Source organism: Klebsiella sp. GW_Kp182 (assembly GCF_040062275.1).
In the GTDB taxonomy this organism is placed as follows: domain Bacteria; phylum Pseudomonadota; class Gammaproteobacteria; order Enterobacterales; family Enterobacteriaceae; genus Klebsiella; species Klebsiella michiganensis.
In genome coordinates this window covers 62,049-87,254 of sequence record NZ_JBEAFQ010000041.1, presented here as the reverse complement: position 1 = coordinate 87,254, position 25,206 = coordinate 62,049, and the positions used below count along the sequence as shown (strand labels likewise).

The following is a 25,206-nucleotide window of genomic DNA, read 5'->3' as shown; positions in this document are numbered from 1 at the left end:
CTGTTTTTCGTCAGCATTTCGCCCAAAAAAACGACGTATCATCAGTCAATACCCACAGTGAAAACATGGCATAGAAGATGCATAGTGACGGCGCGATAGCGCGTATGCGCCAATTGATTAACTGGAGCAAGACCGATGAAAAAAGTCGTCACGGTTTGCCCGTATTGCGCATCAGGTTGCAAAATCAACCTGGTGGTCGATAACGGCAAAATCGTTCGGGCGGAGGCGGCACAGGGGAAAACCAACCAGGGAACCCTGTGTCTGAAAGGCTATTATGGCTGGGACTTCATTAACGATACCCAGATCCTTACCCCGCGCCTGAAAACCCCGATGATCCGTCGCCAGCGCGGCGGCAAGCTGGAGTCCGTCTCCTGGGATGAGGCGCTCGATTACGTCGCCACTCGCCTCAGCGCCATTAAAGAGAAGTATGGCCCGGACGCGATTCAGACTACCGGTTCGTCCCGCGGGACGGGTAACGAAACCAACTATGTGATGCAAAAATTCGCGCGCGCCGTTATTGGTACCAATAACGTCGACTGCTGCGCTCGCGTCTGACACGGCCCATCGGTTGCAGGTCTGCACCAATCGGTCGGTAACGGCGCTATGAGTAATGCCATCACCGAGATCGACAACACCGATCTCGTGTTTATCTTCGGGTATAACCCGGCAGATTCACACCCTATTGTGGCGAATCACGTGATTAACGCCAAACGCAATGGGGCGAAAATCATCGTCTGCGATCCGCGTAAAATCGAAACCGCGCGCATCGCCGATATGCACATTGCGCTGAAGAACGGCTCGAATATCGCGCTGCTCAACGCTATCGGACACGTGATCATCGAAGAGGATCTCTACGATAAATCCTTCGTCGCCAGCCGTTCCGAAGGCTTCGAAGAGTATCGCAAAATCGTCGAAGGCTATACGCCGGAGTCGGTGGAAGAGATTACCGGCGTGAGTGCCCAGGAGATCCGCGCCTGCGCCCGCATGTACGCCAGCGCGAAATCCGCCGCCATCCTGTGGGGCATGGGCGTCACCCAGTTCTACCAGGGCGTGGAGACCGTACGTTCGCTGACCAGCCTGGCGATCCTCACCGGCAACCTCGGCAAGCCGAGCGTCGGCGTCAACCCGGTGCGCGGCCAGAACAACGTTCAGGGCGCCTGCGACATGGGCGCGCTGCCGGATACCTATCCGGGCTATCAGTACGTTAAGTTCCCGGAAAACCGCGAGAAGTTCGCCAAAGCCTGGGGCGTCGACAGCCTGCCGGCGCATACCGGCTACCGCATCAGCGAGCTGCCGCACCGCGCGGCGCATGGCGAAGTGCGGGCGGCGTACATCATGGGGGAAGATCCGCTCCAGACCGACGCCGAGCTGTCCGCCGTGCGTAAGGCTTTCGACGATCTGGAACTGGTTATCGTCCAGGATATTTTCATGACCAAAACCGCCTCAGCGGCCGACGTTATCCTGCCCTCCACCTCGTGGGGCGAGCACGAAGGCGTTTATACCGCAGCGGACCGCGGCTTCCAGCGCTTCTTTAAAGCGGTAGAGCCGAAGTGGGACCTGAAAACCGACTGGCAGATCATCAGCGAAATCGCCACCCGGATGGGTTACAAGATGCACTACAACAACACTCAGGAAATCTGGGACGAGTTGCGTCATCTGTGCCCGGATTTCTACGGCGCCACCTACGAGAAAATGGGCGAGCTGGGCTACGTCATGTGGCCGTGCCGCGATGAGTCCGACGCCGACCAGGGGACCTCTTATCTGTTTAAAGAGAAGTTCGATACCCCGAACGGTCTGGCGCAGTTCTTCACCTGCGACTGGGTCGCGCCGATTGATAAGCTCACCGACGAATACCCGATGGTGCTGTCGACGGTGCGCGAAGTCGGCCACTACTCGTGCCGTTCGATGACCGGCAACTGTGCGGCGCTGGCCGCGCTGGCGGATGAACCGGGCTATGCGCAGATCAATACCGCTGATGCCGAACGTCTGGGCATTGAGGATGAGGCGCTGGTGTGGGTGAACTCGCGTAAGGGCCGTATTATCACCCGCGCGCAGGTCAGCGATCGTCCGAATAAAGGGGCGGTCTATATGACCTACCAGTGGTGGATTGGCGCCTGTAACGAGCTGGTTTCCGAGAACCTGAGCCCGATAACCAAAACGCCGGAGTACAAGTACTGCGCCGTCAACGTTGAGCCGATTGCCGACCAGCGGGCCGCCGAGCAGTACGTAATTGACGAGTACAATAAGCTGAAAACCCGCCTGCGCGAAAGCGCGATGGGCTAATCAGGCCGCCTCCCCGGAGGCGGTGCTTCGCACCTGTCCGGGCTACACAATCCGTAGCCCGGGCAAGAAATTTACGCCGCAACCCGGGAAACAGACGGCACGATGGTTCGAGTAAAACGTTCATATCCCCCACTCGTTCCCGTCGTTTTCTTCTCCTTCACCTGCCTTTATACTGCTCGCTATGTCCTCTACCGATAATAAAAAATGAAATACCTCTATTTACTGCTGGTGATGGCAAGCGTCGCCGCAGGCGCCATGGAACCCGGCAGCCAGTACAAACCGCTGGCCGAAGCGGGCGACCCGCGCGCGCAGTACTACCTGGCCGACACTTACGTCAGCTTCGGCGATTTTCCGCAGGCTGAATACTGGGCGCAGAAAGCGGCAGACAAGGGCGACGGCGATGCGCTGGCGCTGCTGGCTCAGCTCAAAATCCGCAATCCGCAGCAGGCCGACTACCGCCAGGCGAAAGCGCTGGCGGAAAAGTCGGTGCAGACCGGCAGCAGGGCGGGAGAAATAGTCCTCGCCCGGGTGCTGGTGAACCAGCAGGCCGGTACGCCGAACTATCCGCACGCCATCTCCCTGTTACAGCATGCCGCCCAGGATCCGGAAAGCGATTCAGCCGTCGACGCCCAGATGCTGCTGGGGCTTATCTACGCCAGCGGCGTTCATCCCCCGGAAGATGACGTAAAGGCGACGCAGTATTTTAAAGAGAGCTCTGCCCTCTCCCGCACCGGCTACGCTGAATACTGGGCCGGGATGCTTTTCCAGCAGGGAGAAAAAGGCTTTATCGAACCCAACAAGCAGAAAGCGCTGCACTGGCTCAACGTCAGCTGTCAGGAGGGGTTTGATACCGGCTGTGAAGAGTTCGACAGGATCAGTAAAAGATAAGAAAAAGCCCGGTGCGATGTCAACGGGCTTTCTGTTTTATTGCGCCGTTTTATCAAATTTTCCCAGCACTTCACGCTCGTACGCCAGCGCTTTTTTGCGGTCAAACTTGTGTTCCCATTTGGCGATCACCAGCACCGCCAGCGCGTTGCCCACCACGTTCAGCGCGGTACGCGCCATATCGAGGATACGGTCAACGCCAGCGATAAACGCCAGACCTTCCAGCGGAATGCCCACGCTGCCCAGCGTCGCCAGCAGCACCACGAAGGAGACGCCCGGTACGCCGGCAATCCCTTTCGACGTCACCATCAGCGTCAGCACAAGGGTAATTTCCTGCCAGATGGAGAGGTCGATACCGTACAGCTGGGCAATAAAGATCGCCGCAATGCTCTGATACAGCGTTGAGCCATCAAGGTTAAAGGAGTAGCCGGTCGGCACCACGAAGCTGGTGATTGACGCCGGCGCGCCATAGGCTTCCATCTTCTCAATAATCCGCGGCAGCACGCTCTCGGAGCTGGCGGTAGAGTAGGCCAGAATTAGCTCATCCTTCAGAATGCGGATCAGGGTCCAGATGCTCAGTCCGCACACCCGCGCCACGATGCCTAATACCACCAGCGCAAAGAACAGAATGGCGAAATAAACCAGAATCACCAGCTTCGCCAGCGGCCACAGCGAGGCGAAGCCGAAGGTCGCCACGGTCACCGAAATCAGCGCGAACACGCCCACCGGCGCATAGCGCATGACCATGTGCGTCACTTTGAACATGGTTTCAGAGATAGAGCGGAACACCGTTACCAGCGGTTCGCGATGGGTGGCGGGCAGCGAGGAGAGGCCCAGACCAAACAGCACCGAGAAGAAGATGATCGGCAGCATATCGCCTTTCGCCATCGAGGCCACGATATTGGTCGGGACCAGCGAGAGGATCGTGCCCATCAGGCCATGCGCGTGGCTCTGCACTTCCGCCGTGGTGTTTTGATATTTCGAAATATCCACCGCCGCCAGCTGCGACATATCGATTCCGCTCCCCGGCTGGAAGACGTTAGCCAGAGTAATCCCCAGCACGATCGCCACCGTGGTGATCACTTCAAAATAGATAATGGTCTTCGCGCCGATACGGCCCAGCTGCTTCGCATCGCCCACGCCCGCAATACCGACCACCAAGGTCGAGATGACGATCGGTACGACGATCATTTTAATCAGATGGATAAAGATATCGCCTGCCGGGGTCAGCAGGTTTGAGATTAACCAGTCACGGCTTTCGGCATGGTAATGCAGGTAACTGCCCAGAAGTATGCCCAGCACCAGAGCCAGCAAAATTTGCCAGGCCAGGCTGACTTTTGTTTTTTTCTTCACTACAGACTTCCTCGATGAAAAGCGCCATTCCGGGAGGTAATGGCACCCACTGAAAGGGGTATGAATTGTGTTGCGTTGCTTTATAGGGTTATTTAACGCGCAATATCAGTATCATTTGCACGGCATGCTGCGCAAGTCTTTAAGAACAGCGGTTTACTCTGGTTTTATGCATAAACCCGCTAATATCCCCACCTTATGTTGCATAAGTATTTGTTATAAAAAATATTTAATATATTCATTTTCTATAAATCCACTTCAGAAATTATTTCATATCAAAGTTTCATTTGATTGCTTTTCATTCAATTTAATTATTGCGTGATCTGCCCCCCAAATAGCAAACAAAGCCGCCAAAGCCCCTACTATTAACGTTTATTTGACATATATTTAACAACCTACAGGAGAAAAAAAGCCATGAGCCAAATACATAAACACTCTATTCCCGCTAATATTGCGGAACGTTGCCTGATTAACCCGGAACAGTACCAGGCGCAGTATCAGCAGTCCGTCACCGAACCTGACGCCTTCTGGGGCGAGCAGGGCAAAATCCTTGACTGGATAAAACCCTATACGCGCGTGAAAAACACCTCGTTCGCGCCGGGCAATATTTCCATTAAGTGGTATGAAGACGGTACGCTGAACCTCGCCGCTAACTGCCTCGATCGCCATCTGGCGGAGCGCGGCGACCAGACGGCCATCATCTGGGAAGGCGACGATGCCAGCCAGAGCAAAAACATCACTTATCGCGAGCTACATCGCGATGTCTGCCGCTTTGCCAACGTCCTGCTCGATCTGGGCATTAAAAAGGGCGATGTCGTGGCTATCTATATGCCGATGGTGCCGGAAGCGGCGGTGGCCATGCTGGCCTGCGCGCGTATCGGCGCTATCCATTCGGTCATTTTCGGCGGCTTCTCGCCGGAGGCGGTCGCCGGCCGTATCATCGATTCCAACTCTCGCCTGGTGATCACCTCGGATGAAGGGCTGCGCGCCGGCCGCGCTATCCCGCTGAAAAAGAACGTCGACGACGCGCTAAAAAATCCGAACGTGAAGAGCATCGAAAACGTGGTGGTGTTCAAACGTACCGGCGGCAAAATCGACTGGCAGGAAGGCCGCGACCTGTGGTGGAGCGATCTGATCGAGAAAGCCAGCGCGGAACACCAGCCCGAAGAGATGAACGCCGAAGATCCGCTGTTTATCCTTTATACCTCCGGTTCGACCGGTAAGCCAAAAGGCGTGCTGCACACCACCGGCGGCTACCTGGTCTATGCGGCGTCAACCTTTAAATACGTGTTCGACTATCATCCGGGCGACATCTACTGGTGCACCGCCGACGTCGGTTGGGTCACCGGCCATAGCTACCTGCTCTACGGCCCGCTGGCCTGCGGCGCGACGACGCTGATGTTCGAAGGCGTACCGAACTGGCCGACCCCGGCGCGTATGTGCCAGGTGGTCGATAAGCATCAGGTCAACATTCTTTATACCGCCCCTACGGCGATCCGCGCGCTGATGGCGGAGGGCGATAAGGCCATCGAAGGCACCGACCGCTCTTCCCTGCGCATTCTCGGCTCCGTCGGCGAACCGATTAACCCGGAAGCCTGGGAGTGGTACTGGAAGAAGATCGGCAACGAGAAGTGCCCGGTGATGGACACCTGGTGGCAGACCGAAACCGGCGGCTTTATGATCACCCCGCTGCCCGGCGCTATCGAGCTGAAGGCCGGTTCCGCCACGCGTCCCTTCTTCGGCGTCCAGCCGGTGCTGGTGGATAACGAAGGCGCGCCGCTGGAAGGCGCGACCGAGGGGAACCTGGCGATCGCCGATTCCTGGCCGGGCCAGGCGCGCACGCTGTTTGGCGACCACGAACGCTTCGAACAAACCTACTTCTCCACCTTTAAAAATATGTACTTCAGCGGCGACGGCGCGCGCCGTGACGAAGATGGCTACTACTGGATCACCGGCCGCGTCGATGACGTGCTGAACGTTTCCGGCCACCGTCTGGGTACCGCCGAAATTGAATCGGCGCTGGTGTCGCATCCGAAAATCGCCGAAGCGGCGGTGGTCGGCATTCCGCATAACATCAAAGGCCAGGCCATCTACGCCTACGTGACCCTCAACCATGGCGAAGAGCCGACGCCGGAGCTGTACGCCGAGGTGCGCAACTGGGTACGTAAAGAGATTGGCCCGCTGGCGACGCCGGACGTGCTGCACTGGACCGATTCGTTACCAAAAACCCGTTCGGGCAAAATCATGCGCCGCATTCTGCGCAAAATTGCCGCGGGCGATACCAGTAACCTCGGCGATACCTCAACGCTTGCCGATCCTGGCGTGGTGGAAAAACTGCTCGAAGAGAAGCAGGCCATCGCTATGCCATCGTAAACCAACGATCCCCTACACCCTCTCCCCACCAGGGGAGAGGATATAATTACGACTCCCCAAGGATTTCAGGTAGCAGGAAAGCGGTAAACAGGCTGATTCCCGACAGTTAACTGCCGGGCGGATGAGTGTTGCCGACGACCGGCGCGTGAATGACGAAAGGGAACCTCTGGAGACGCTACGATGAACGAACAGATTTGTCAGCGGATAGAAAATAGTGCGCATTTTAAGGAGCTTGTTGCAGCCCGGCAAAGGTTTGCCGCCATCCTGTCACTGATTATGCTGGTGATTTATGTGGGCTTTATTCTGCTTATCGCCTTCGCCCCCGGCTGGCTGGGCACGCCGCTGCATGCGGGAACCAGCGTCACCCGGGGTATTCCGATTGGTATCGGCGTGATCGTTATCTCTTTCGTCTTAACCGGAATATACGTCTGGCGGGCAAATGGTGAATTTGATCGGCTGACGAAAAGCGTTCTCAGCGAGGTAAAAGCATCATGAAGAAAGTCCTGACGGCGCTCGCCGCCACGCTCCCGTTGACCGTCAATGCCGCGGATGCTCTCACCGGCGCGGTACAGCGCCAGCCGACCAACTGGCAGGCGATTATCATGTTCCTGATTTTCGTCGCCCTGACGCTCTATATCACCTGGTGGGCCTCAAAACGCGTACGTTCGCGCAGCGATTACTACACCGCGGGCGGCAATATCACCGGTTTCCAGAACGGGCTGGCGATTGCCGGCGATTTTATGTCGGCGGCCTCGTTCCTCGGCATTTCCGCGCTGGTTTACACCTCCGGCTACGATGGGCTGATCTACTCGCTCGGTTTCCTCGTCGGCTGGCCGATTATTCTGTTTCTTATCGCCGAACGCCTGCGTAACCTCGGCCGCTACACGTTTGCCGACGTAGCGTCCTATCGTCTTAAGCAGGGGCCGATCCGCACCCTCTCCGCCTGCGGTTCGCTGGTAGTGGTGGCGCTCTATTTGATAGCCCAGATGGTCGGCGCGGGTAAGCTTATCCAGCTGCTGTTCGGCCTCAACTACCACATTGCGGTGGTGCTGGTCGGCGTGCTGATGGTGCTTTACGTCCTCTTTGGCGGCATGCTCGCCACCACCTGGGTGCAGATTATCAAAGCCGTCCTGCTGCTGTTCGGCGCCAGCTTTATGGCCTTTATGGTGATGAAGCACGTCGGCTTCAGCTTCAATAATCTGTTCACCGAAGCGATGGCGGTCCACCCGAAAGGCTCGGCGATTATGAGCCCCGGCGGACTGGTGAAAGACCCGATATCGGCGCTATCGCTAGGCCTCGGGCTGATGTTCGGCACCGCGGGTCTGCCGCATATTCTGATGCGCTTCTTCACCGTGAGCGACGCCAAAGAAGCGCGTAAGAGCGTGTTCTACGCCACCGGCTTTATGGGCTACTTCTATATTCTGACCTTTATCATCGGCTTCGGCGCCATCATGCTGGTGGGGGCGAATCCGGCGTTCAAAGACGCGGCCGGTCAGCTTATCGGCGGTAACAATATGGCGGCGGTGCATCTGGCGGACGCGGTCGGCGGTAACCTGTTCCTCGGCTTTATCTCCGCCGTGGCCTTCGCCACTATTCTGGCGGTGGTCGCTGGCTTGACGCTGGCTGGCGCGTCGGCGGTCTCTCACGACCTGTATGCGAACGTGTTCCGTAAAGGGGCGACCGAGCGTCAGGAGCTGAAGGTGTCGAAGATTACCGTGCTGATCCTCGGCGTGGTGGCGATTCTGCTGGGCATCCTGTTCGAGAATCAGAACATCGCCTTTATGGTCGGCCTCGCGTTCTCCATCGCCGCCAGCTGTAACTTCCCGATTATCCTGCTGTCGATGTACTGGTCGAAGCTGACCACCCGCGGGGCGATGATTGGCGGCTGGCTGGGTCTGCTGACCGCGGTGATTCTGATGATCCTCGGCCCGACCATCTGGGTGCAGATCCTCGGTCACGAAAAGGCGATATTCCCGTATGAATATCCGGCGCTGTTCTCTATCGCCGTGGCCTTTATCGGTATCTGGTTCTTCTCCGCCACCGATAGCTCAGCGGAAGGCGCGCGCGAGCGCGAGCTGTTCCGCGCTCAGTTTATCCGTTCGCAGACCGGTATCGGCATCGAGAAAGGCCAGGCGCATTAATCATTGCCCGTTCCCCGGCCTGCCGGTCGGGGAATATTTTATTGGTAGATAAAGGTTATCGTTCCGCTCGCATTCGCGGTGCCTGGCGTCACGTTAGATCCGGTTTTGTAATAGTTCGCGGTAAACGTCAGGACGTTCGATGCCGCCGCCCCGCCGGGATTATCAGGATCGGTGAATATTGTATAGCTGGCCTCCGAGCCGGGGTTGGTCACAGTCGTTCTTTTCGATTCTGAAAATACCCTGTAGATTGCATTATTCACGATTAATGGTGTGTTATAAAGATTCAGCTGTACTCCAACGCCGGTCGCTACGTTTTCGCCGGACGTTAACGCAATAACGGTATGATCGGAATTATCACCCTCCGCTTCTGGCGCCGTAACGCGCATCGCCACGAATGTTCCCGGCTCACAGGTTAGGGTCAGCGTTTGCTGAGCTGAGCCAGCTTTGTTAGAAAGATTAAACTCACTTGTTTTCACTGAGCCCATTTGGAAATTCAGCGCGGTCGAATCAACCGAACACCCCATCGGGGTCAGCTGGATTTTTGTCGAGCCCGTCACGTGCAGCTGGGAAATAGCCATCGTTCCGTCAAGATCCAGAATAGAAACCGTGGAAATCGGATCGGCCAGCGTCAGCGTGCTGTTACTGGCAATAGCTCCCCCCGTTGCCACAAGCTGGACCTGGTACGTTGGCGCATAATATGTGCTTGCCTTGTCATCAAAAGATCCATTAGGTTTTCCCAGATACAAGTCTGCATCACCGATATGATGAACGCTGTAGTCAGCATTAAAATCATCGTTATCACCACCATATTCACCCGTGATATTGAGCCAGAATTTGACGCGAATACCGATACCCTGCACGGAGGTCGAGTAGATGTTATCCCCCACTAAGGTGCCCGCATTCCCCGAGCTCCATCCGAACAGTGCATATAACCAACCCCGACAATCCGTAATGGAGGTGGTTGGATGCGTTATCTGCCCTGAATCATAAAGGATGGTCCCCGCCGAGTAGCTACCGGCATTAACCAGTATCTGTGGAGGTAAATTAGTTAAAGCGATATCGCCCGAGTTTGCACCCGTTTGGCATGCCCAACTGTAAGCCGGTAATAAGCAGGCCAGCAGCAATAAAATTAACGTCTTCATAGTTCTTCCCTGGCGAAAATAGATCATTTATAGGCAACATTGAACGTGACCGTATAGGAGACACTGCCCGCCGTCACCCGACCATTCGGCGTATACATTCTTGCGATCATATTAAAAACATGTTCAGCGCCATCAGTGAAAAAATAGGTATAGCTATCACCTGGTCCCAGGTTTTTCTGGTCCACCGCGCTTTGCAACTGTAGCCACACGTCCTGAGCACCAGAAAAAAGCTCATTCATATATACATTGATATCGTTGCCAACAAATACAATACCGCTAAACATTAGCGTCACTGACGCCGTACCCTTTGAGCAATTATCAAAGGCGATTGAAACTATCTTAGCCGCGCTACTCGCGCCCGGTTTACCGCTCAAACTTTGATAGGAAACCGTTCCTAAATCGATAGCGCTGGAGGGTTTTACCGATACCTCACATACGGGCTCTTCAATCTTACCGGTGATATTGAAATTAACAGTACTATTGGCGTCATAAGCCCAGGCTGGCCTTACAAACATCAACGCAAGTCCGATAGTGATAATAAATACCCCGAACGATTTCATTAATCGCCCGCCATTATTTACCCTCATTAATTCCATTCTTAATTTATGTATCAAGGCAATCATCCAGTTATTCATCATCGGCAATCCGCTGCATAAAAAACGATATCATCAACCGATTTATTGGTGGATAAATCATAGTTAACATAGCATTGGCTATTTTTGCTATCACCCCACTTCACAAATAACCGGCCTTTTTCAGATAGCCCGGTCAGATAGGCCTGTCCGGAATCCCCTACGATAGTGCTGCGTTTTTCTTGAGGTTGCTGGCTTGCATCATCTAATGTAATAACGGCGCCAAAAGGGACCTCTTTATTATTAAAACGCAAAGTCATCATCGCCTTATAGCCAATCCAGGTATTATATTTAACTTTTACAATCGCATTGCGCGTCGGGACCACCGTTTTGGCAATATTATCGATTTCCGCTCCCGAGACCTGCTGTTCATCAAGAGAGAGATTATTTTCATGGTAGGGCCGTACGAAGGGTACAACGGCGTATCCGGCAGAGTCGGTCATCACGTTAGTCTGCCCGCGCACCGCAATATTGCTGACGCCAGGCGCTTCAACCAGCGCAACGCTTTCGCCCAGATAGCGTGACAGCGTTATTCCACTGGAATGGGCCAGCATCCCACCGCGTAGCGAGTAATTATAGTGGGCGCTATAGCTGTCATACCCGTATCCCGCGGTGACTTCACCTTTTGAACCCTGATAGTTGAGATTGACGTTGCCGGAAGTCCTTTTAGCGCTGGCATTGTAACCCTCCTGCATATTCCAGTTCAGAGAACGGTCCGCAAAAGCCGAACCGCTTAAACCCAGGCTATGGGTCGTGTCGCCCATCCGGCTGCTGTTCATATTGTAGCTGGCCGAGATATCCGCACCAAAAGGCACGCTCACCGTGAGTGAAATAAGGTTATCGCTGATCTGAGAACTATCGCTATTCTGGCCTGAACTCTGGACATTTCGACTATAGGAATAGTTAATGAAATAGGAAATGCGGCCAATGGTATTGCTGTAGCTCACGCCCAACGACTCCATGCGTGAATTATCCCAATAAGATTCACTGACCAAAGAGAAGGAGAGTGAACCATACCCTGAGAGAGTCTGAGAGGCTGAAGCGTCAAAACGATCTTTAGTCCGCCCCGTTGATGAACAGCACCCGCTATGCGCATTCGACCTATCAATAAAATTCTGCAGAGAATAATAGCCATGGGTTGAATAACGATACCCGGCAACGGAGAAGTTGGTTCCCGTCTGCGGAATATCTTTGCTAAAGCGCACGCGATAAGATTGCCCTTCGCTGGATGACGTGTGATTCGACGTTGGCGTCTCTTTTATATCCGCCCGGGACTGGGACGCATCGAGGGAGAGCGCGCCGATCGTGCCCAGGTTAAGCCCGGCGCCCAGGATAACATTACTGTATTTGTTCTCCAGCTGCTGAAAACCGCTATACAGCGTGACGTTGCTCGATGCTCCCCAGGCAATGTTAGATTGCAGGAAGCTATATTCTTTTCCGCCGGAACTCCCCGAACGCGTTTTACCGCTGCTCAGGGCGTAATCTATCTGGCCCTCGCGCTGCAAAATCGCCAGCGAAGCAAAAGGCACCACAAAGCTCTGTTCACTGCCATCGGACTCTTTTACCGTCACATTCAGATCGCCCGCGCTCCCGGTTGGGTAAAGATCGTTTATTTCAAACGCGCCAGGGGGAACCGTTGTTTTATAAATGCTGTATCCGTTCTGATAGACCGTCACGTCGGCGGTGGTGCGGGCGATACCTTTAATGACCGGCGCAAAACCATTCATGCTATCCGGCAGCATCTCTTTATCTGAGTTCAGCTGTAGCCCGGTGAAGCTAATACTGTCGAACACGCTTGATGACGTATAGGTCTGACCCAGGATCAGCTGGCCTTTCAGGGCCTGGATATCACGTGAAATATAGCTGTAGACCGAGTCCCACTGGTTGCCGTCATCATTATGGTTGAGAGTACTGTAGTTCCGTAAACGCCACGGCCCGACGTTTAAACCCGGCTGCAGGCTCACAAACTGGCTGGACGTCGCTTCGCCGCCGTGCCGCGGATCGGTCTTTTGCCCGGAGAGATTATAGTTAAGTAGCCCCGCGGTAATACCCTGTTGCCACCGGCTTTCAGGGACATATCCCCGCGGATGATGCATCACCGCGACCTGAGGCACGTTAAAATCAACGCGCTGTTGTGAAAGTAATACCGTGGTTCCCCATCCAGGGATTGCGGATAGTCGGGCACAGCGGGAACCCGCGACCGTGAGCTCGGGATAATTTTCCGTTTTGATTGACCACGCTTTCAGATGCGCGACGCTGATACAGGGTGAAGAAGCGTCACGATCTTCACTCTGTTGCGTGAAGCTGATTGATTCGGAAGCAATAAATTCGTCGTTAATATAAACATCAAGGTTATATTCGCCCGGCGGGACGGTTTCCTGGGAAATATAGCTCAGGTCGACGGCCGTTGTACCGGTTTCATTGACCTCCAGCAGGTGAGGATTGAAATACTCACCTGCGATAGCGGGTAACGGAATAGTGATAAAGCAGGAAATAATGGCAACGTAGCCACGTTTCAACAGGAATGTAAAATTCTGTCCAACGTTATTGAATGATGGCGGTATATTTTGGTCCCGGCATTCCATAGTCATTGATCACGCTCCATGTGATTTTCTTTTTCCCTGGTGAAGATGTGTTTGCTACCGGTATTTTTATGGTTGAAAAAGGCGCAACAAACCATGCTTCAGGAACTGACTTACCATTAACCGTAATATCAGAAAAGTTCATATATAATGGCGAGGGGTTTTTAACTTTAATATCTCTGCCTTCAGCAGACCACTGCAGTTTTTCGGCAAACTTTTCCGGTATGGCATTTTTTAATGCCGCTGGTCGAAAAATAAGTTTAATCCGCGAGTTAATGGCAAACTGCACCATGTTTTTGTCCGGCGCGCTATCCATAGCGGGAATACCTTTAATATTCAGCCAAAACATCGACTCTCGCTCTTCGGGCAGCGGTTTACCTGAGCGGAGGATTCGGACAAACCCTTGTTCGCCGGCCTTCAGGCGAAACAGCGGAGGGGTGGTAATAAAGGAATCTTTTGCTGGTGATGCCTCATCCACAACCGCGATCCAGGACTGTACGATATTTGTCACGTTATCCTTATTTTGCACAGAGACCGTCGCCGCCTTTTGGGTACCATCGAATATGACTCGCGTGCCCCCCACCACCACGCTGGCCTGTGCAACAGACATGCAGGAAAAAAAACAGATTAAGTAAGCTAATTTTTTCATGGTAGAGTCCAGGAAGGGAAAGCGGCGAGCTTTCCCTTTTGTCGGTTTATATGACGCTAAATTAATAGTAGGTAACGTTGTAAGTCACGGTTGTCTGCACCGCCCCTTTGGTGGGAGCATCCGCGCCAGATTTAGCCAGTTTGACGGTAAAAGGAATGGTCGCGGTGCCGGAGGTAATATCGACGTCAGCACCTTCCGTATTGTTCTTCAGCAGGGCACCCTTGTTGTCAAAAATCGCCACCGCAACGCCGGTAGCGGGTGAGTCTGTCGCCTGGTTCCTGAAGTAATCGCTATTCGTCGTGTCCGCTTCGCCACCAAACGTCACTTTGGCCACACTGGTACCGCCGTCTGTAGTCTTAGGGCATCCGGTTAAAGTGAAAGAAAAACTCTTCGCCGCACCGTAGATATTCGCATCCAGATCGGCTACCGATGAGGTCCCCATATCAATGGACGAAACGCCATTATCGATAGTGGCTGTACAGGTAGTGTCGGAGACCTTACCCTTAAAAGTAATGGTATTCGCGGCCTGAGACAGATTAACCAGAGCGCAGCCGGCAGATAAGGCTAATATTTTGGCAAGAGTTTTGGTACTGAAGTTCATTGGTATTCCCCTTTTTATTAAGATTAACAATCAATCCATCAATTGTTTTATGGCGTCTATTAGAGAATGAAGCCAGACATCAGCTAAAACTATAAGCCGATAATGTGCATGGGGAGTGAGTAACCTGCATTTAATATTACTAACCTATAAATACAAGAGCTTTAGTTCCACATGAATCCATTCAATAATAAAAGCTCACGTCAATAAGGTATCTAAAATCGAGACTATTCTCAATAACCATATGTGAATCATCTCAAATGAATAATAACTTTGAACCAATCAATACAAAATATATATTATAAATAACCAAATAAAATCATAGCGTTAAACATTAAACTTATTCATAAAAAATATCATTTCACATATTCACATTCTTCATTAATATCAAAAAAACCTCAAATTGAAACATTTAATTACAATTTAAGAGGGGGACAAATAAGGATAAAACCTATGATACCATCGGATTATCTTACAAATACGAATATTTAATTAACCGTTCATCTCGATAAGATGAAATGACTATTCATATGAGTATAAATAGTCGTGAGATATGGAAAAGTACCTTAGCGAGTATGCGTTGATTAATTAAAAAGGGGTTCAGAACATGGCCCATCTCACCAGCGGCGCGGCCAGCACCATCACCACTCCGGATAGCATCATCACCAGGCTGGCGACCACGCCCTCCTGAGGGCCAAGCTCGTAGGATCGTGCGGTACCGGCGCCGTGCGATGCGGCACCCAATCCGGCCCCTTTTGCCATACCTTCGCGAATAGAAAGACGCAGAAACAGTACATCCCCTACCGCCATCCCGAATACCCCGGTGACCACGACAAACAGAGCGACTAAATCTGGCTGGCCGCCCAGCGGTTTGGCTGCCGCCAGCGCAAAGGGGGTGGTAACGGAGCGTACCGCCAGGCTGCGCTGGATCTCATCAGGCAAGGTAAATAATCGCGCCAGCCACACCGAACTGGTCACCGCGACAACCGACGCGGTAGTGACGCCAGCCGTCAGCGACATCCAGTGGCGTTTAATAATCGCCAGGTTGTCGTATACCGGCACGGCAAAGGCGATAGTCGCCGGGCCCAGCAGCCACAGCAGCCAGTGGGTCTCCCCCATATAGCGTTGATAAGAGATATGGCCGAATACCAGCATCATGACCAACAGGATCGGGGTGAAAACCAGCGGCATCAGCGGCAGTTTATGGAAGCGGCGATAAAGCCGCTTGTTGGCAAAATAGAGTCCCAGCGTGACAAGAAGGCACAGGAGGCTCAGCTGAAAATCACTCATGTTTCATCCTGCTGACTTCATAGCGATACACTTTATCAACCACCCATGCCGTGGCGCCCAACACCATCGTAGTGCTCAAGCCAATCACCAGAAAGATACGCCAGCCATCAACCATCAGCAGCTGCGCGTAGTTGACGACCGCCACCACCGCCGGTACGAAAAACAGCAGCATCTCCGCCAGCAGCCAGCGGGCTCCGGCGCGTACCCAGTTTAAAGGAATCACCCGGCAGACGATCAGCGCCAGCATCATCAGCATGCCCACCAGATTCGCCGGAAGCGGCAGGTGCAGCCAGTTAACTAAATATTCAGCGCAGACGAACAGTCCGGCGTAGATCAGGACCTGAACCGGTACCTGAAGACGTTGCATAACGAAGGGCGTCACGCGAGCTGGCGCAAAGGCCATGAGCGGTATTCCTGAAAAAGAAGACAGGCGTGCAGTATAGAGAGCCGCCCGGCGCGGCAGAAATGAATTAAAATCATCACAGGTATAGTCTCAGGGAATAATTATGGATATCCGAACGCTGCGTTATTTTGTCGAAGTGGTTCGCCAGCAAAGCTTTACCCGCGCGGCGGAGAAACTGTTCGTCACGCAGCCCACCATCAGCAAGATGCTTAAAAACCTTGAAGATGAGCTGAACTGCACGCTGCTGATCCGCGACGGTCGCCGGCTGCTGCTGACCGATACCGGACGCGTGGTTTTCGAGCGCGGGCAGGCCATCCTTGGCGAATTTCACCAGCTGGAGTCGGAGCTGAGCGATATTAATCATCTGCACAAAGGCGTACTGCGTCTCGGGATCCCACCGATGGTCGGCATGTTGATGGCCGAGCCGATTAGCCGCTTTCGCCAGCGCTATGCGGGTATCGAGTTGAAAATCTCCGAGTTTGGCGGATTGACCGTGCAGCAGGCGGTCAGCAACGGCGAACTGGATTTAGCCATGACGGCACTTCCGGTTGATGAGGCCAGCGGCCTGACGACGCTATCTCTGTTCAGCCATCCGCTCTGCGTACTGACGCCGAGAACGGCACAATGGGAGGGCCTCAGGTCATTGTCGCCGCAGGCGCTCGCCGCGCATCCGCTGGTGATTTACAACGAGGATTTCGCCCTCAGCCAGCAGCTGATGCGGCTGTTTGCTCAGCATGATGTTAAGCCGCGCATCGCCGTGCGCAGCGGACAGTGGGATTTTCTGGCCGCCATGGTCCAGGCGGGGATTGGCATCGCGATTTTGCCGGAGCCGATTTGCCAGCGCCTCGACCCGCAGAGCTTTTGCTGGATGCCGTTGCAGAGCGATCTGCGCTGGGAGCTGGGGATGATTTGGCGGGAAGGCGTTTATCTGTCGCACAGCGCGCGAGCGTGGCTGGAGTGCAGTAAGGCGTTCTGGCTGAAGTAAGTCCCCGGGTCGCGGCGTCAACGCCTGACCCGGGGAACAGGTACGGCGTTACTGATCTTCTATAAGCAGCGCTTCCAGCAGATCGAGGTCGTGCAGCAGCTTCTGCAGCGTCTCGTTGCTGATCTGCCGGGTGGCGCGCAGGTGGTACAGCTCACCGCGTTCGGAACGCAGCGCCGCCAGGCGGAACCGGCGTTCGAGGCTCTCCTCCAGCATCGACGTTTCAACATCGTTGCGGCCATCGACGCGACGACGCAGGTTACCAATCACCCGCGAACTGACCTCGGTCAGCAGCTGATTATCAATATTCTCTTTGGTATCCGCAGCCAGACGCTCTTCCATTTTCTGAATCGCGACAATCGCCACATCCGCCGTAGCGGCCCGCGCCAGACGCTCCTCTTTGCGCTGCTGGACATGGTCGGTCGACTCGATATGGCGCAGCAGAATCGGCAGCACAATCACGCCGACGAACAGTGAGAACAGAATCACCCCGGCGGCGAGGAACACCAGCTCATAGCGCGCCGGGAAGACGTTGCCGTCCGGTAGCAGCAGAGGAATAGACAGTACACCGGCAAGGGTAATCGCCCCGCGAACGCCGGCGACGGAGGAGATCAGCAGCTCGCGCGTGGTCCAGGAGCCGAACTCCATCGGTTTCTTTTTCAGGAAACGCTGGCTCAGTTTGCGCATCGTCCACAGCCAGCCAAAACGCACCAGCATCAGGGCGGCATAAATCAGAATGATATCGGTAAACAGCATCCAGGTTTCGACGTTGGGATCCGCTTCTGCGGCCACCAGCGAGCTGGAAAGGATGTCCGGCAGCTGCAGGCCCAACAGCAGGAAGACCATGCCGTTAAACACGAACTCCAGCATCGCCCAGGTGCTGTTGGCGCGCAGGCGCATCGCCAGCGGCGCGCTGCGCATCACCCCGGAACGCGTAATGGTCATCCCCGCGGCGACCGCCGCCAGGATCCCGGAAAAGCCGATATGCTCCGCGATCAGATAAGAGGCGAACGGCAGCAGGAACAGCAGCACAATTTGCGTTGCCGGTTCATCGCCGCCCCAGCGGCTGAGGAAGCGCATCGAGCGCCCGTACAGCCAGCTGACCACAAAGCCCGCGAGAATACCGCCGACCGCCACCTTGAAGAACTCCACCGTCGCGCCGCCGACGGTAAAGACCATGGTGCCCATCGCCACCGCAACGGCGAACTTCAGGGAGACCAGGCCGGAGGCATCGTTCATCAGCGCTTCGCCCTGCAAAATGCCCATTATTTTTTTCGGAATGCGCCCTTCGCCGACAATTCCCGACAGCGCCACGGCATCCGTTGGCGACAGAACCGCCGCCAGAGCAAAAGCCGGAATCAGCGGAATACCCGGCACGATCCAGTAGATGAGGTAGCCAATACCGACCACCGTCACCACCACCAGCGCCAGCGCCAGACCGAAAATTTCCCGTCCATGCTCTATGAACTCACGGGTTGGCGTCTTCCAGCCATCGGCAAAAAGCAGCGGCGGAATGAACAGAACCAGAAAGAGTTCGGGGTCGAATTCAACGTGCAATCCGAAGGTAGGCCAGGCCAACAGCGCGCCGATGGCAATTTGGATTAAGGGGAGTGGAACCTGAAAGGGCAGTACGCGTGTAACCACCCCGGAGAGAGAGACCACGAGGGTCATGATGAGTATGGTAAAGAATATTTCCATGTGTTCCCTGTTTGCTGCGTGTCTTTTTTTTTACATCTGAGGCGTCATGTCTCGGCATAATACGCTACTCAGATTAACGCAAAAGGAAACAGGATGTGGCTTAAAAATTAAACGGGCGGCCAAAGCCGCCCGTTGTTAGCAGGAAAAGTTAAATCGCCCAACCGCCGGCGTAGAAGATAACCAGCGCCGCGGCGATGATCACCGTACCCAGGTTTAGCTTACGCCATTCGCCGGACACCAGACGACCGATCACCAGCGACGCAAAGCCGATCATGATGCCGGTCACGATGTTGCAGGTCAGCACGATAAAGACCGCGGTAATCAGGCCCGCCATCGCGTCGACGAAATCGTTGAAATCGATTTTCGCCACGTTGCTCAGCATCAGCAGGCCGACGTACATCAGCGCCGGCGCGGTGGCATAAGCCGGCACCAGATACGAGAGCGGAGAGAGGAACAGGATCAGCAGGAACAGCACGCCGACGGTCACTGCCGTCAGGCCCGTTTTGCCGCCCGCCGCAGTACCGGCAGCGGATTCGATATACACCGCCGCCGGCGCCGCCCCGACCAGGCCGGAGAAGACGCTGCTCAGGGAGTCGGTGGTCAGCGCTTTGCCGCCGTTAATAATCTGCCCGTCTTTATCCAGCAGGTTCGCCTGGCCGGCCACCGCGCGGATGGTTCCGGTGGCGTCAAACACCGCGGTCATCACCAGCGCAAGCACGCTTGGCAGCACCACCGGGTTCAGCGCGCCCACGATATCCAGGCTACCGATCAGCGAGTTGCCTTTATCGTCGCTCAGCGACGGCATGGCGAAGATACCGGAGAAGTGAACGTTAGGATCGAAGATCAGGCCGATAATCGAGACGCCGATAATCGTCAGCAGGATACCGCCCGGCACTTTCAGTTTTTCGAGGCCGATAATCACCGCCAGCCCGACCAGCGACATAATCACCGGGAAGCTATCAAAATTACCCAGCGCCACCGGCAGACCATCCAGCGGATTTTTAATCACCAGGCCCACGCCGTTGGCGGCAATCAGCAGCAGGAACAGACCGATACCAATCCCCGTACCGTGCGCCACGCCCTGCGGCAGGTTACGCAGGATCCAGCTACGAATGCCGGTCGCGGAGATCACGGTGAACAGGACACCCATCAGGAACACCGCGCCCAGCGCGACCGGAATGCTGATCTGTTGACCCAGTACCAGGCTAAAGGCGGTAAACGCGGTCAGCGAGATGGCGCAGCCAATCGCCAGCGGCAGGTTCGCCCACAGCCCCATCACCAGCGAGCCGACGCCGGCAACCAGACAGGTGGAAACAAATACCGCAGCCGGTGGAAAACCCGCTTTGCCGAGCATACCCGGCACCACGATGACGGAGTAAACCATCGCCAGGAAGGTGGTAAGACCGGCAACGATTTCCTGACGCACGGTGCTGCCGCGAGCAGAAATTTTAAACCAGGCGTCCAATGAACCGCCGGTACGCGCTGAAGGCGTAGACATAGAAAACTTCCCCTGAGAATTTTTATCGTTCGTCCGAATGCGTGGTGGACCATCCACTGCCAGCTAAACGCGATCTCCTTGTGCTACATCGCAGCGCCAGGGGCCGCGAAAAAGCAAACGTTTAACTCCGCGCATACAGTACGGTGTGAAGAATGACTTTGCTCCCCTCTGTCAGCAGAGGAAATGATGAGCAAAATAAAAAGGCAAACGATTATCCAGCCTTTAGACGGGCCTTTTCAACTGAAGTTTGTCGTATTTCGCTAAATTTCGCTTATGACGTTCAGGAAATAACCAGCCGATGCGCAAACGTTATCGTCCATGCGCAATCCGGTAACATTTTTGTATTGCGCTGATAGCAATTTTCCCCGGTCATCGGCTTTAGTAATAGTTTATTCGCCGGGTAAGGTGAACGGCCCCCCGCGCTCAACCGCTTTTTGCCAGGCCGGGCGCTGCTCCACGCGCTGAACCCACTGCGTCAGATGGGGTAAATTCTCCACGCCGCCGCGCGCCAGCAGCGCCATCGCGGGAAAGCTCATCTGAATATCGGCCATACTCAGCTCAGCGCCGGCAAACCAGCGCTGGCGGGAAAGGTGCGCTTCAATAAAGCGGGCATGGGTGTCCACCTGGCGGTTAAGCCAGGCATTCTGTACCCCCTTGCCCAACGCATTACCCAGCGTGCGCATACCAAACGGCACCGGCGGTTTGCCCAGGCTGGCAAACACCAGCTTCATCAGCAGCAGGGGCATCAGCGACCCCTCGGCGTAGTGCAGCCAAAAGCGATATTGCAGCTTATCTTCCACCGACTCAGGTTTTAAGCGCCGGGCGCTATCATAGGTTTCCTGTAAATATTCCAGAATGGCGCCGGACTCCGCCAGAATGTGGCCGTTATCCTCAACCACCGGCGATTTACCCAGCGGATGAACGCTTTTTAATTCCGCCGGTGCGAGCATATCCTTGCCACGCTGATAAGAGACAACCTGATAAGGCAGCTGCAGCTCTTCCAGCGCCCATAACACGCGCTGCGATCGTGACTGATTGAGATGATGTACCGTTAACATGGGCCTCTCCCGCTGTTTGTTCAAATTAACTATAGGAACAGGCGGCGGATGCCGGGAATTTTTCGGCAAACTGAAGAGGCAAATTCAGAGAAAAGAGCCACACTTAAATTGTCGGCGCAAACCGGAACCTCCATCAAAGATTGCGCAATACTGAGGTGAGCCGACGTCGGGGGAAACCCTCCTGCGTACCAGCGGGATAGTGCGAAAGACCAAGACCGGAAAACAACTAAAGCGCCCTGTTGTGGCGCTTTAGTTTTTTAGTCATCCTCCAGCAATCGCGCGCCGGTCCCCTCTTCACCCAGCTTATCGCCCGGGTTGCGTAACGGGCAGTCGCGACGCGACAGACAGCCGCAGCCGATACAGCCATCGAGCTGATCGCGCAGCGCGGTCAGGGTATGAATGCGCCGGTCCAGCTCCTCCCGCCACTGGGACGACAGCATCTTCCACTCTTTGGCGCTGAGGTTATGCCCTTCCGGCAGTACGCCGAACGCGTCGCCGATGGTCGCCAGCGGAATACCAATGCGTTGCGCAATCTTAATGATCGCCACCGCGCGCAGGACGTCGCGCCGGTAGCGCCGCTGATTGCCCGCGTTGCGCTGGCTGTGGATCAGCCCTTTACTTTCATAAAAGTGCAGCGCGGAGACGGCCACGCCGGTTCGTTTTGCCACTTCGCCGGGCGTTAGCAGCATTTTGATGCGGGGTGATTTCTTTTCCATAAAGCGCTTTACCTCAAGTTAACTTGAGGAATTATACTCGCCCGCAGACAAAACGACGAATCGAGAATTGAGAGAGGCCGCTTTATGTCCCATCAGGATATTATCCAAACGCTTATTGAATGGATTGATGAACATATCGATCAACCACTTAACATTGATATAGTCGCCAGAAAATCGGGATACTCGAAATGGTATCTGCAGCGGATGTTCCGCGCCGTGATGCATCAAACGCTGGGCGATTACATTCGCCAGCGCCGCCTGCTGCTCGCCGCGGAAGCGCTAAGAACCACCCAGCGCCCTATTTTTGATATCGCGATGGATCTCGGCTACGTGTCGCAGCAAACCTTCTCGCGGGTGTTCCGTCGCGAATTTGACCGAACGCCGACCGCCTATCGCCATCAAATTTCTGCCTGATAGTGCGGCTGATAGGGGCTGAGGCAGGTGCGCTCATTCGCCAGCCACAGCATGAACTCCTGCGGCGGCATCGCTTTCGCAAAGTGCCACCCCTGACAGTACTGCACGCCGCGTTGCTGGAGCCAGGCTACCTGCTCTGCCGTTTCGACGCCTTCAGCCACGATTTTTAAATGCAGGCTGTTTGCCATCTGGATAATATGCTCGGCAATCAGGTGGCTGGTGGTATTGCTCGTCAGCATGTCGACAAAAGATTTATCAATCTTCAGAACGTCGACGTTGAGCGCATGAAGATTGTGCAGGTTGGAGTAGCCGGTGCCGAAATCATCGATGGCGATTTCATATCCCGCATCGCGGAAAGCCTGGATCACCGGCGTCGTTTTCGCCACGTCGATAAACCCGCGTTCGGTCACTTCGATTTTGATTTGTTCCGCCTTGACCGCGTAGCGCTGGATCTTCTCGTTGATGTGCTCAATCAAGCGTGCGGAATGGAAATCGGAAGCGGAGAGGTTAATCGCCACGTACAGATGCGGCTGCCGCGCCAGAAACTCGCCCAGGTCGGAAAATACCTCATCGATGACATAGTCGGTGACCTGGGCGATCATCCCTTCATTTTCCGCCATCGGAATGAACTCCGCCGGACTCATCACCGGCCCATCAAAGCCTGGCCAGCGCAATAATGCTTCGGTACCGACGCAGCGGTTATTTTTAATATCGATAACCGGTTGATAGTGAAGGCACAGCTGACGACGGTTTAACGCGCGCTGCAGCATCTTCCGCGGAGAGTGGTACTGCTGACGGGTGCGCGACCACACCAGCAGGAGCAATACGCTGCAAATCAGCCCCAGCGGTAGCGTCAGGGTCACCTGATTATAAAAATTCTGATAATAGCTGACGCGCGAAGTGGACATAATGACGGCTATCGGGCGAACGGTGGAATGGGCGATGGTATAAACGCGGCCGTCCTGGTGAAATAAAGACGCTTCAGCGCGAATCAGGCGATGCAGCTCATCGGGGTCGGCATTCTTGCTGACGGAAAAAAACTGGTGGGTTTTGGTATCAAAAACGCCCCAGGCGAGGTCGCGGTCGCTGGTGATCAACGCGCTGTATGAGAGCGGATTAACCACCACCACATAGTTGCCGCGCTGCATATAGTTCATCGCATAGCCAGGGTAGAAAGGGGTCTCGCGGTAGTAGTAAATCGCGACATCCGGCTTTTTGGTGTAGGTTGCGGCCGGAATTTGCCACCCCGTCTGGCGGCGAACCGAAGTGGAGCAGAAGAAATGGGTGCCGTTGGCGTAGATTAAATCGTCGATATAGAGCAGGCCGCGAACAATACCGAGCAAATATTGCTGATGCTGTGGTGAACATATCGCTCCCTGATACAAGCGGGCTTTATCGCGCGCTTCGTCGGCTTCACGAATCACCATCTCCGTTTTTTGCAGCGCCAGTCGAGAAAACAGCCTCAGCTGATCGGCGGTTTCCGCTTTGGCGCGAATTTGCGCAAACCACAACGCCAGCAGCACCGGCAGCAGAATGACCAGCACGATGCCAAATATTCTCAACGCCTTATGCGGCGCGCTATGATTCATTTCCGCTTTTTATCCATGCGATACGCCTTAATCAAGGTGAACAGCCCCGATAACTCTGCTTACTGTGATATGAACGGAGCATCTCAGCAACCCACGCTTTGACGTAAAAACCTCATGACGATGAATTATGAATAATACTGGCTTATAGGACCACTGGAGAAACATTCTCAACATAATGAGATTAGCCCCACTATGTCATTCGGTTTATCCGTATAATTAGCCAGAATAAGTAATAAAATCCGCAGAACATAAACCTTATTAAAAAACCAAAACCGCCGATAATCCCTTATAATCAGCCTTCACATTGCAAGAAAGCCCCGCGCCCTCCTTATTAACCCTGCTATTTACATGGCTAATAAGCGCAAGAAAACACCATTTTTGGCTGGTGAATAAAAGAACAAGTGTGATATAGTTCACATTAGCTGATGAAACAAAAACGTTGTTTCATTACGATCTTGTTTGCCTGAAGATAGCCAGAGCGCCGTTCCATCGTCAGTCTCATCCGGTTGTCAAAGGCTCCCAAATTTCGTTGAGGATAGGTTGATGGCTTCCATTACTACCAGTGTCGTGCTTTTGCGCTGGCCACTCGTGAGCGCAGTGCTGATGTTTCTGGCCAGCTCGTTGAACATTCAGCTACGTAAAAGCGATTATGCCGGTTTAGCGGTGATTTGTAGCTGTATGGGCCTGGCCGCAGCCTGCTGGTTCGCCACCGGTCTGTTAGGCATTACGCTGCTGGACGTGGCGAAAATCTGGGGCAATATCAAGGACGTGATGATTGAAGTCATGAGCCAGACTCCGCCAGAATGGCCGATGATGATGACCTGATGTCGGCCCACCTTATCCGGGCGCCGATGTCGCTGACCGGACCACCAGACGGCGGTGAACCGGTTGCCCGGACAGGTGCACAGCACCGCCACCCGCGA

Annotated in this window: 21 protein-coding genes; 8 read left to right on the top strand and 13 right to left on the bottom strand. The window is 54.5% G+C overall.

Features of this window, described 5'->3' with window-relative positions:
- Positions 1-135 precede the first annotated feature (135 nt).
- Together fdhF and ABLU88_RS17875 are read left to right on the top strand one after the other, a co-directional pair.
- The gene (gene fdhF / locus ABLU88_RS17880) at positions 136-2,283 is read left to right on the top strand and encodes a formate dehydrogenase subunit alpha (RefSeq protein WP_077598876.1); all 2,148 of its coding nucleotides are present in this window, start codon (positions 136-138) and stop codon (positions 2,281-2,283) included.
- 204 nt (positions 2,284-2,487) lie between these two features.
- A complete protein-coding gene (locus tag ABLU88_RS17875) occupies positions 2,488-3,171 on the top strand; it encodes a tetratricopeptide repeat protein (RefSeq protein WP_014837150.1) in 684 nt (227 codons plus the stop codon).
- A 36-nt stretch (positions 3,172-3,207) separates the two neighbouring features.
- On the opposite strand, the gene gltP is transcribed toward ABLU88_RS17875, so the two are convergent.
- On the bottom strand, positions 3,208-4,521 hold the full coding sequence (gene gltP / locus ABLU88_RS17870) for a glutamate/aspartate:proton symporter GltP (protein WP_004109428.1): 1,314 nt from the start codon (positions 4,519-4,521) through the stop codon (positions 3,208-3,210).
- A gap of 411 nt (positions 4,522-4,932) precedes the next feature.
- Here gltP and acs point away from each other — a divergent pair, with 411 nt between their 5' ends.
- From acs to actP, 3 genes are all read left to right on the top strand, one after another.
- Positions 4,933-6,891 carry an acetate--CoA ligase gene (gene acs / locus ABLU88_RS17865; protein ID WP_047724829.1) on the top strand — a complete coding sequence of 653 codons (1,959 nt, stop codon included), beginning with the start codon at positions 4,933-4,935 and terminating at the stop codon, positions 6,889-6,891.
- 180 nt (positions 6,892-7,071) lie between these two features.
- Positions 7,072-7,386: a DUF485 domain-containing protein gene (locus tag ABLU88_RS17860; protein ID WP_025107683.1), complete on the top strand. Its 315-nt coding sequence runs from the start codon at positions 7,072-7,074 to the stop codon at positions 7,384-7,386.
- On the top strand, positions 7,383-9,032 hold the full coding sequence (gene actP / locus ABLU88_RS17855; protein ID WP_025107684.1) for a cation/acetate symporter ActP: 1,650 nt from the start codon (positions 7,383-7,385) through the stop codon (positions 9,030-9,032). Before ABLU88_RS17860 ends, actP begins: the two co-directional genes overlap by 4 nt.
- A 38-nt stretch (positions 9,033-9,070) precedes the next feature.
- On the opposite strand, the gene ABLU88_RS17850 is transcribed toward actP, so the two are convergent.
- The 7 genes from ABLU88_RS17850 to ABLU88_RS17820 all read right to left on the bottom strand — a co-directional run bounded on the left by ABLU88_RS17850 (position 9,071) and on the right by ABLU88_RS17820 (position 16,328).
- Positions 9,071-10,174, bottom strand: coding sequence for a type 1 fimbrial protein (locus ABLU88_RS17850; RefSeq protein ID WP_025107685.1), 1,104 nt, complete (start codon positions 10,172-10,174; stop codon positions 9,071-9,073).
- 23 nt (positions 10,175-10,197) lie between these two features.
- Positions 10,198-10,812, bottom strand: coding sequence for a fimbrial protein (locus ABLU88_RS17845; RefSeq protein ID WP_077265714.1), 615 nt, complete (start codon positions 10,810-10,812; stop codon positions 10,198-10,200).
- Complete coding sequence (locus tag ABLU88_RS17840; protein ID WP_047724832.1) at positions 10,809-13,397, bottom strand: fimbria/pilus outer membrane usher protein; 2,589 nt, start codon at positions 13,395-13,397, stop codon at positions 10,809-10,811. Before ABLU88_RS17840 ends, ABLU88_RS17845 begins: the two co-directional genes overlap by 4 nt.
- Positions 13,351-14,037, bottom strand: a complete 687-nt coding sequence (locus ABLU88_RS17835) for a fimbrial assembly chaperone (protein WP_025107688.1) — start codon at positions 14,035-14,037, stop codon at positions 13,351-13,353. Before ABLU88_RS17835 ends, ABLU88_RS17840 begins: the two co-directional genes overlap by 47 nt.
- Positions 14,038-14,098: 61 nt before the next feature.
- Complete coding sequence (locus ABLU88_RS17830; protein WP_032747511.1) at positions 14,099-14,638, bottom strand: fimbrial protein; 540 nt, start codon at positions 14,636-14,638, stop codon at positions 14,099-14,101.
- Between the two features lie 597 nt (positions 14,639-15,235).
- A complete protein-coding gene (locus ABLU88_RS17825) occupies positions 15,236-15,925 on the bottom strand; it encodes an LrgB family protein (protein ID WP_046876820.1) in 690 nt (229 codons plus the stop codon).
- The gene (locus tag ABLU88_RS17820; RefSeq protein WP_004097823.1) at positions 15,918-16,328 is read right to left on the bottom strand and encodes a CidA/LrgA family protein; all 411 of its coding nucleotides are present in this window, start codon (positions 16,326-16,328) and stop codon (positions 15,918-15,920) included. The genes ABLU88_RS17825 and ABLU88_RS17820 overlap by 8 nt, the downstream gene beginning before the upstream one ends.
- Before the next feature lie 103 nt (positions 16,329-16,431).
- Here ABLU88_RS17820 and ABLU88_RS17815 point away from each other — a divergent pair, with 103 nt between their 5' ends.
- Entirely contained in the window at positions 16,432-17,313 is an 882-nt protein-coding gene (locus tag ABLU88_RS17815; protein WP_025107691.1) for a LysR family transcriptional regulator, read from the top strand.
- A gap of 48 nt (positions 17,314-17,361) precedes the next feature.
- On the opposite strand, the gene ABLU88_RS17810 is transcribed toward ABLU88_RS17815, so the two are convergent.
- From ABLU88_RS17810 to soxR, 4 genes are all read right to left on the bottom strand, one after another.
- Entirely contained in the window at positions 17,362-19,008 is a 1,647-nt protein-coding gene (locus tag ABLU88_RS17810) for a Na+/H+ antiporter (protein WP_004109468.1), read from the bottom strand.
- Between the two features lie 148 nt (positions 19,009-19,156).
- Entirely contained in the window at positions 19,157-20,506 is a 1,350-nt protein-coding gene (locus ABLU88_RS17805) for an NCS2 family permease (RefSeq protein ID WP_004097818.1), read from the bottom strand.
- 389 nt (positions 20,507-20,895) lie between these two features.
- Positions 20,896-21,564, bottom strand: a complete 669-nt coding sequence (locus ABLU88_RS17800) for a glutathione S-transferase (protein ID WP_025107693.1) — start codon at positions 21,562-21,564, stop codon at positions 20,896-20,898.
- Between the two features lie 257 nt (positions 21,565-21,821).
- The gene (gene soxR, locus ABLU88_RS17795; RefSeq protein ID WP_004097815.1) at positions 21,822-22,280 is read right to left on the bottom strand and encodes a redox-sensitive transcriptional activator SoxR; all 459 of its coding nucleotides are present in this window, start codon (positions 22,278-22,280) and stop codon (positions 21,822-21,824) included.
- Positions 22,281-22,364: 84 nt separating this feature from the next.
- Here soxR and soxS point away from each other — a divergent pair, with 84 nt between their 5' ends.
- Positions 22,365-22,694: a superoxide response transcriptional regulator SoxS gene (gene soxS, locus ABLU88_RS17790; RefSeq protein WP_004097813.1), complete on the top strand. Its 330-nt coding sequence runs from the start codon at positions 22,365-22,367 to the stop codon at positions 22,692-22,694.
- Here soxS and ABLU88_RS17785 read toward each other — a convergent pair.
- On the bottom strand, positions 22,679-24,283 hold the full coding sequence (locus ABLU88_RS17785; protein WP_025107694.1) for an EAL domain-containing protein: 1,605 nt from the start codon (positions 24,281-24,283) through the stop codon (positions 22,679-22,681). The genes soxS and ABLU88_RS17785 overlap by 16 nt on opposite strands.
- 543 nt (positions 24,284-24,826) lie before the next feature.
- On the opposite strand from ABLU88_RS17785, the gene ABLU88_RS17780 reads away from it, so the two are divergent.
- Entirely contained in the window at positions 24,827-25,108 is a 282-nt protein-coding gene (locus ABLU88_RS17780) for a YjcB family protein (protein ID WP_004097808.1), read from the top strand.
- Positions 25,109-25,206 lie beyond the last annotated feature (98 nt).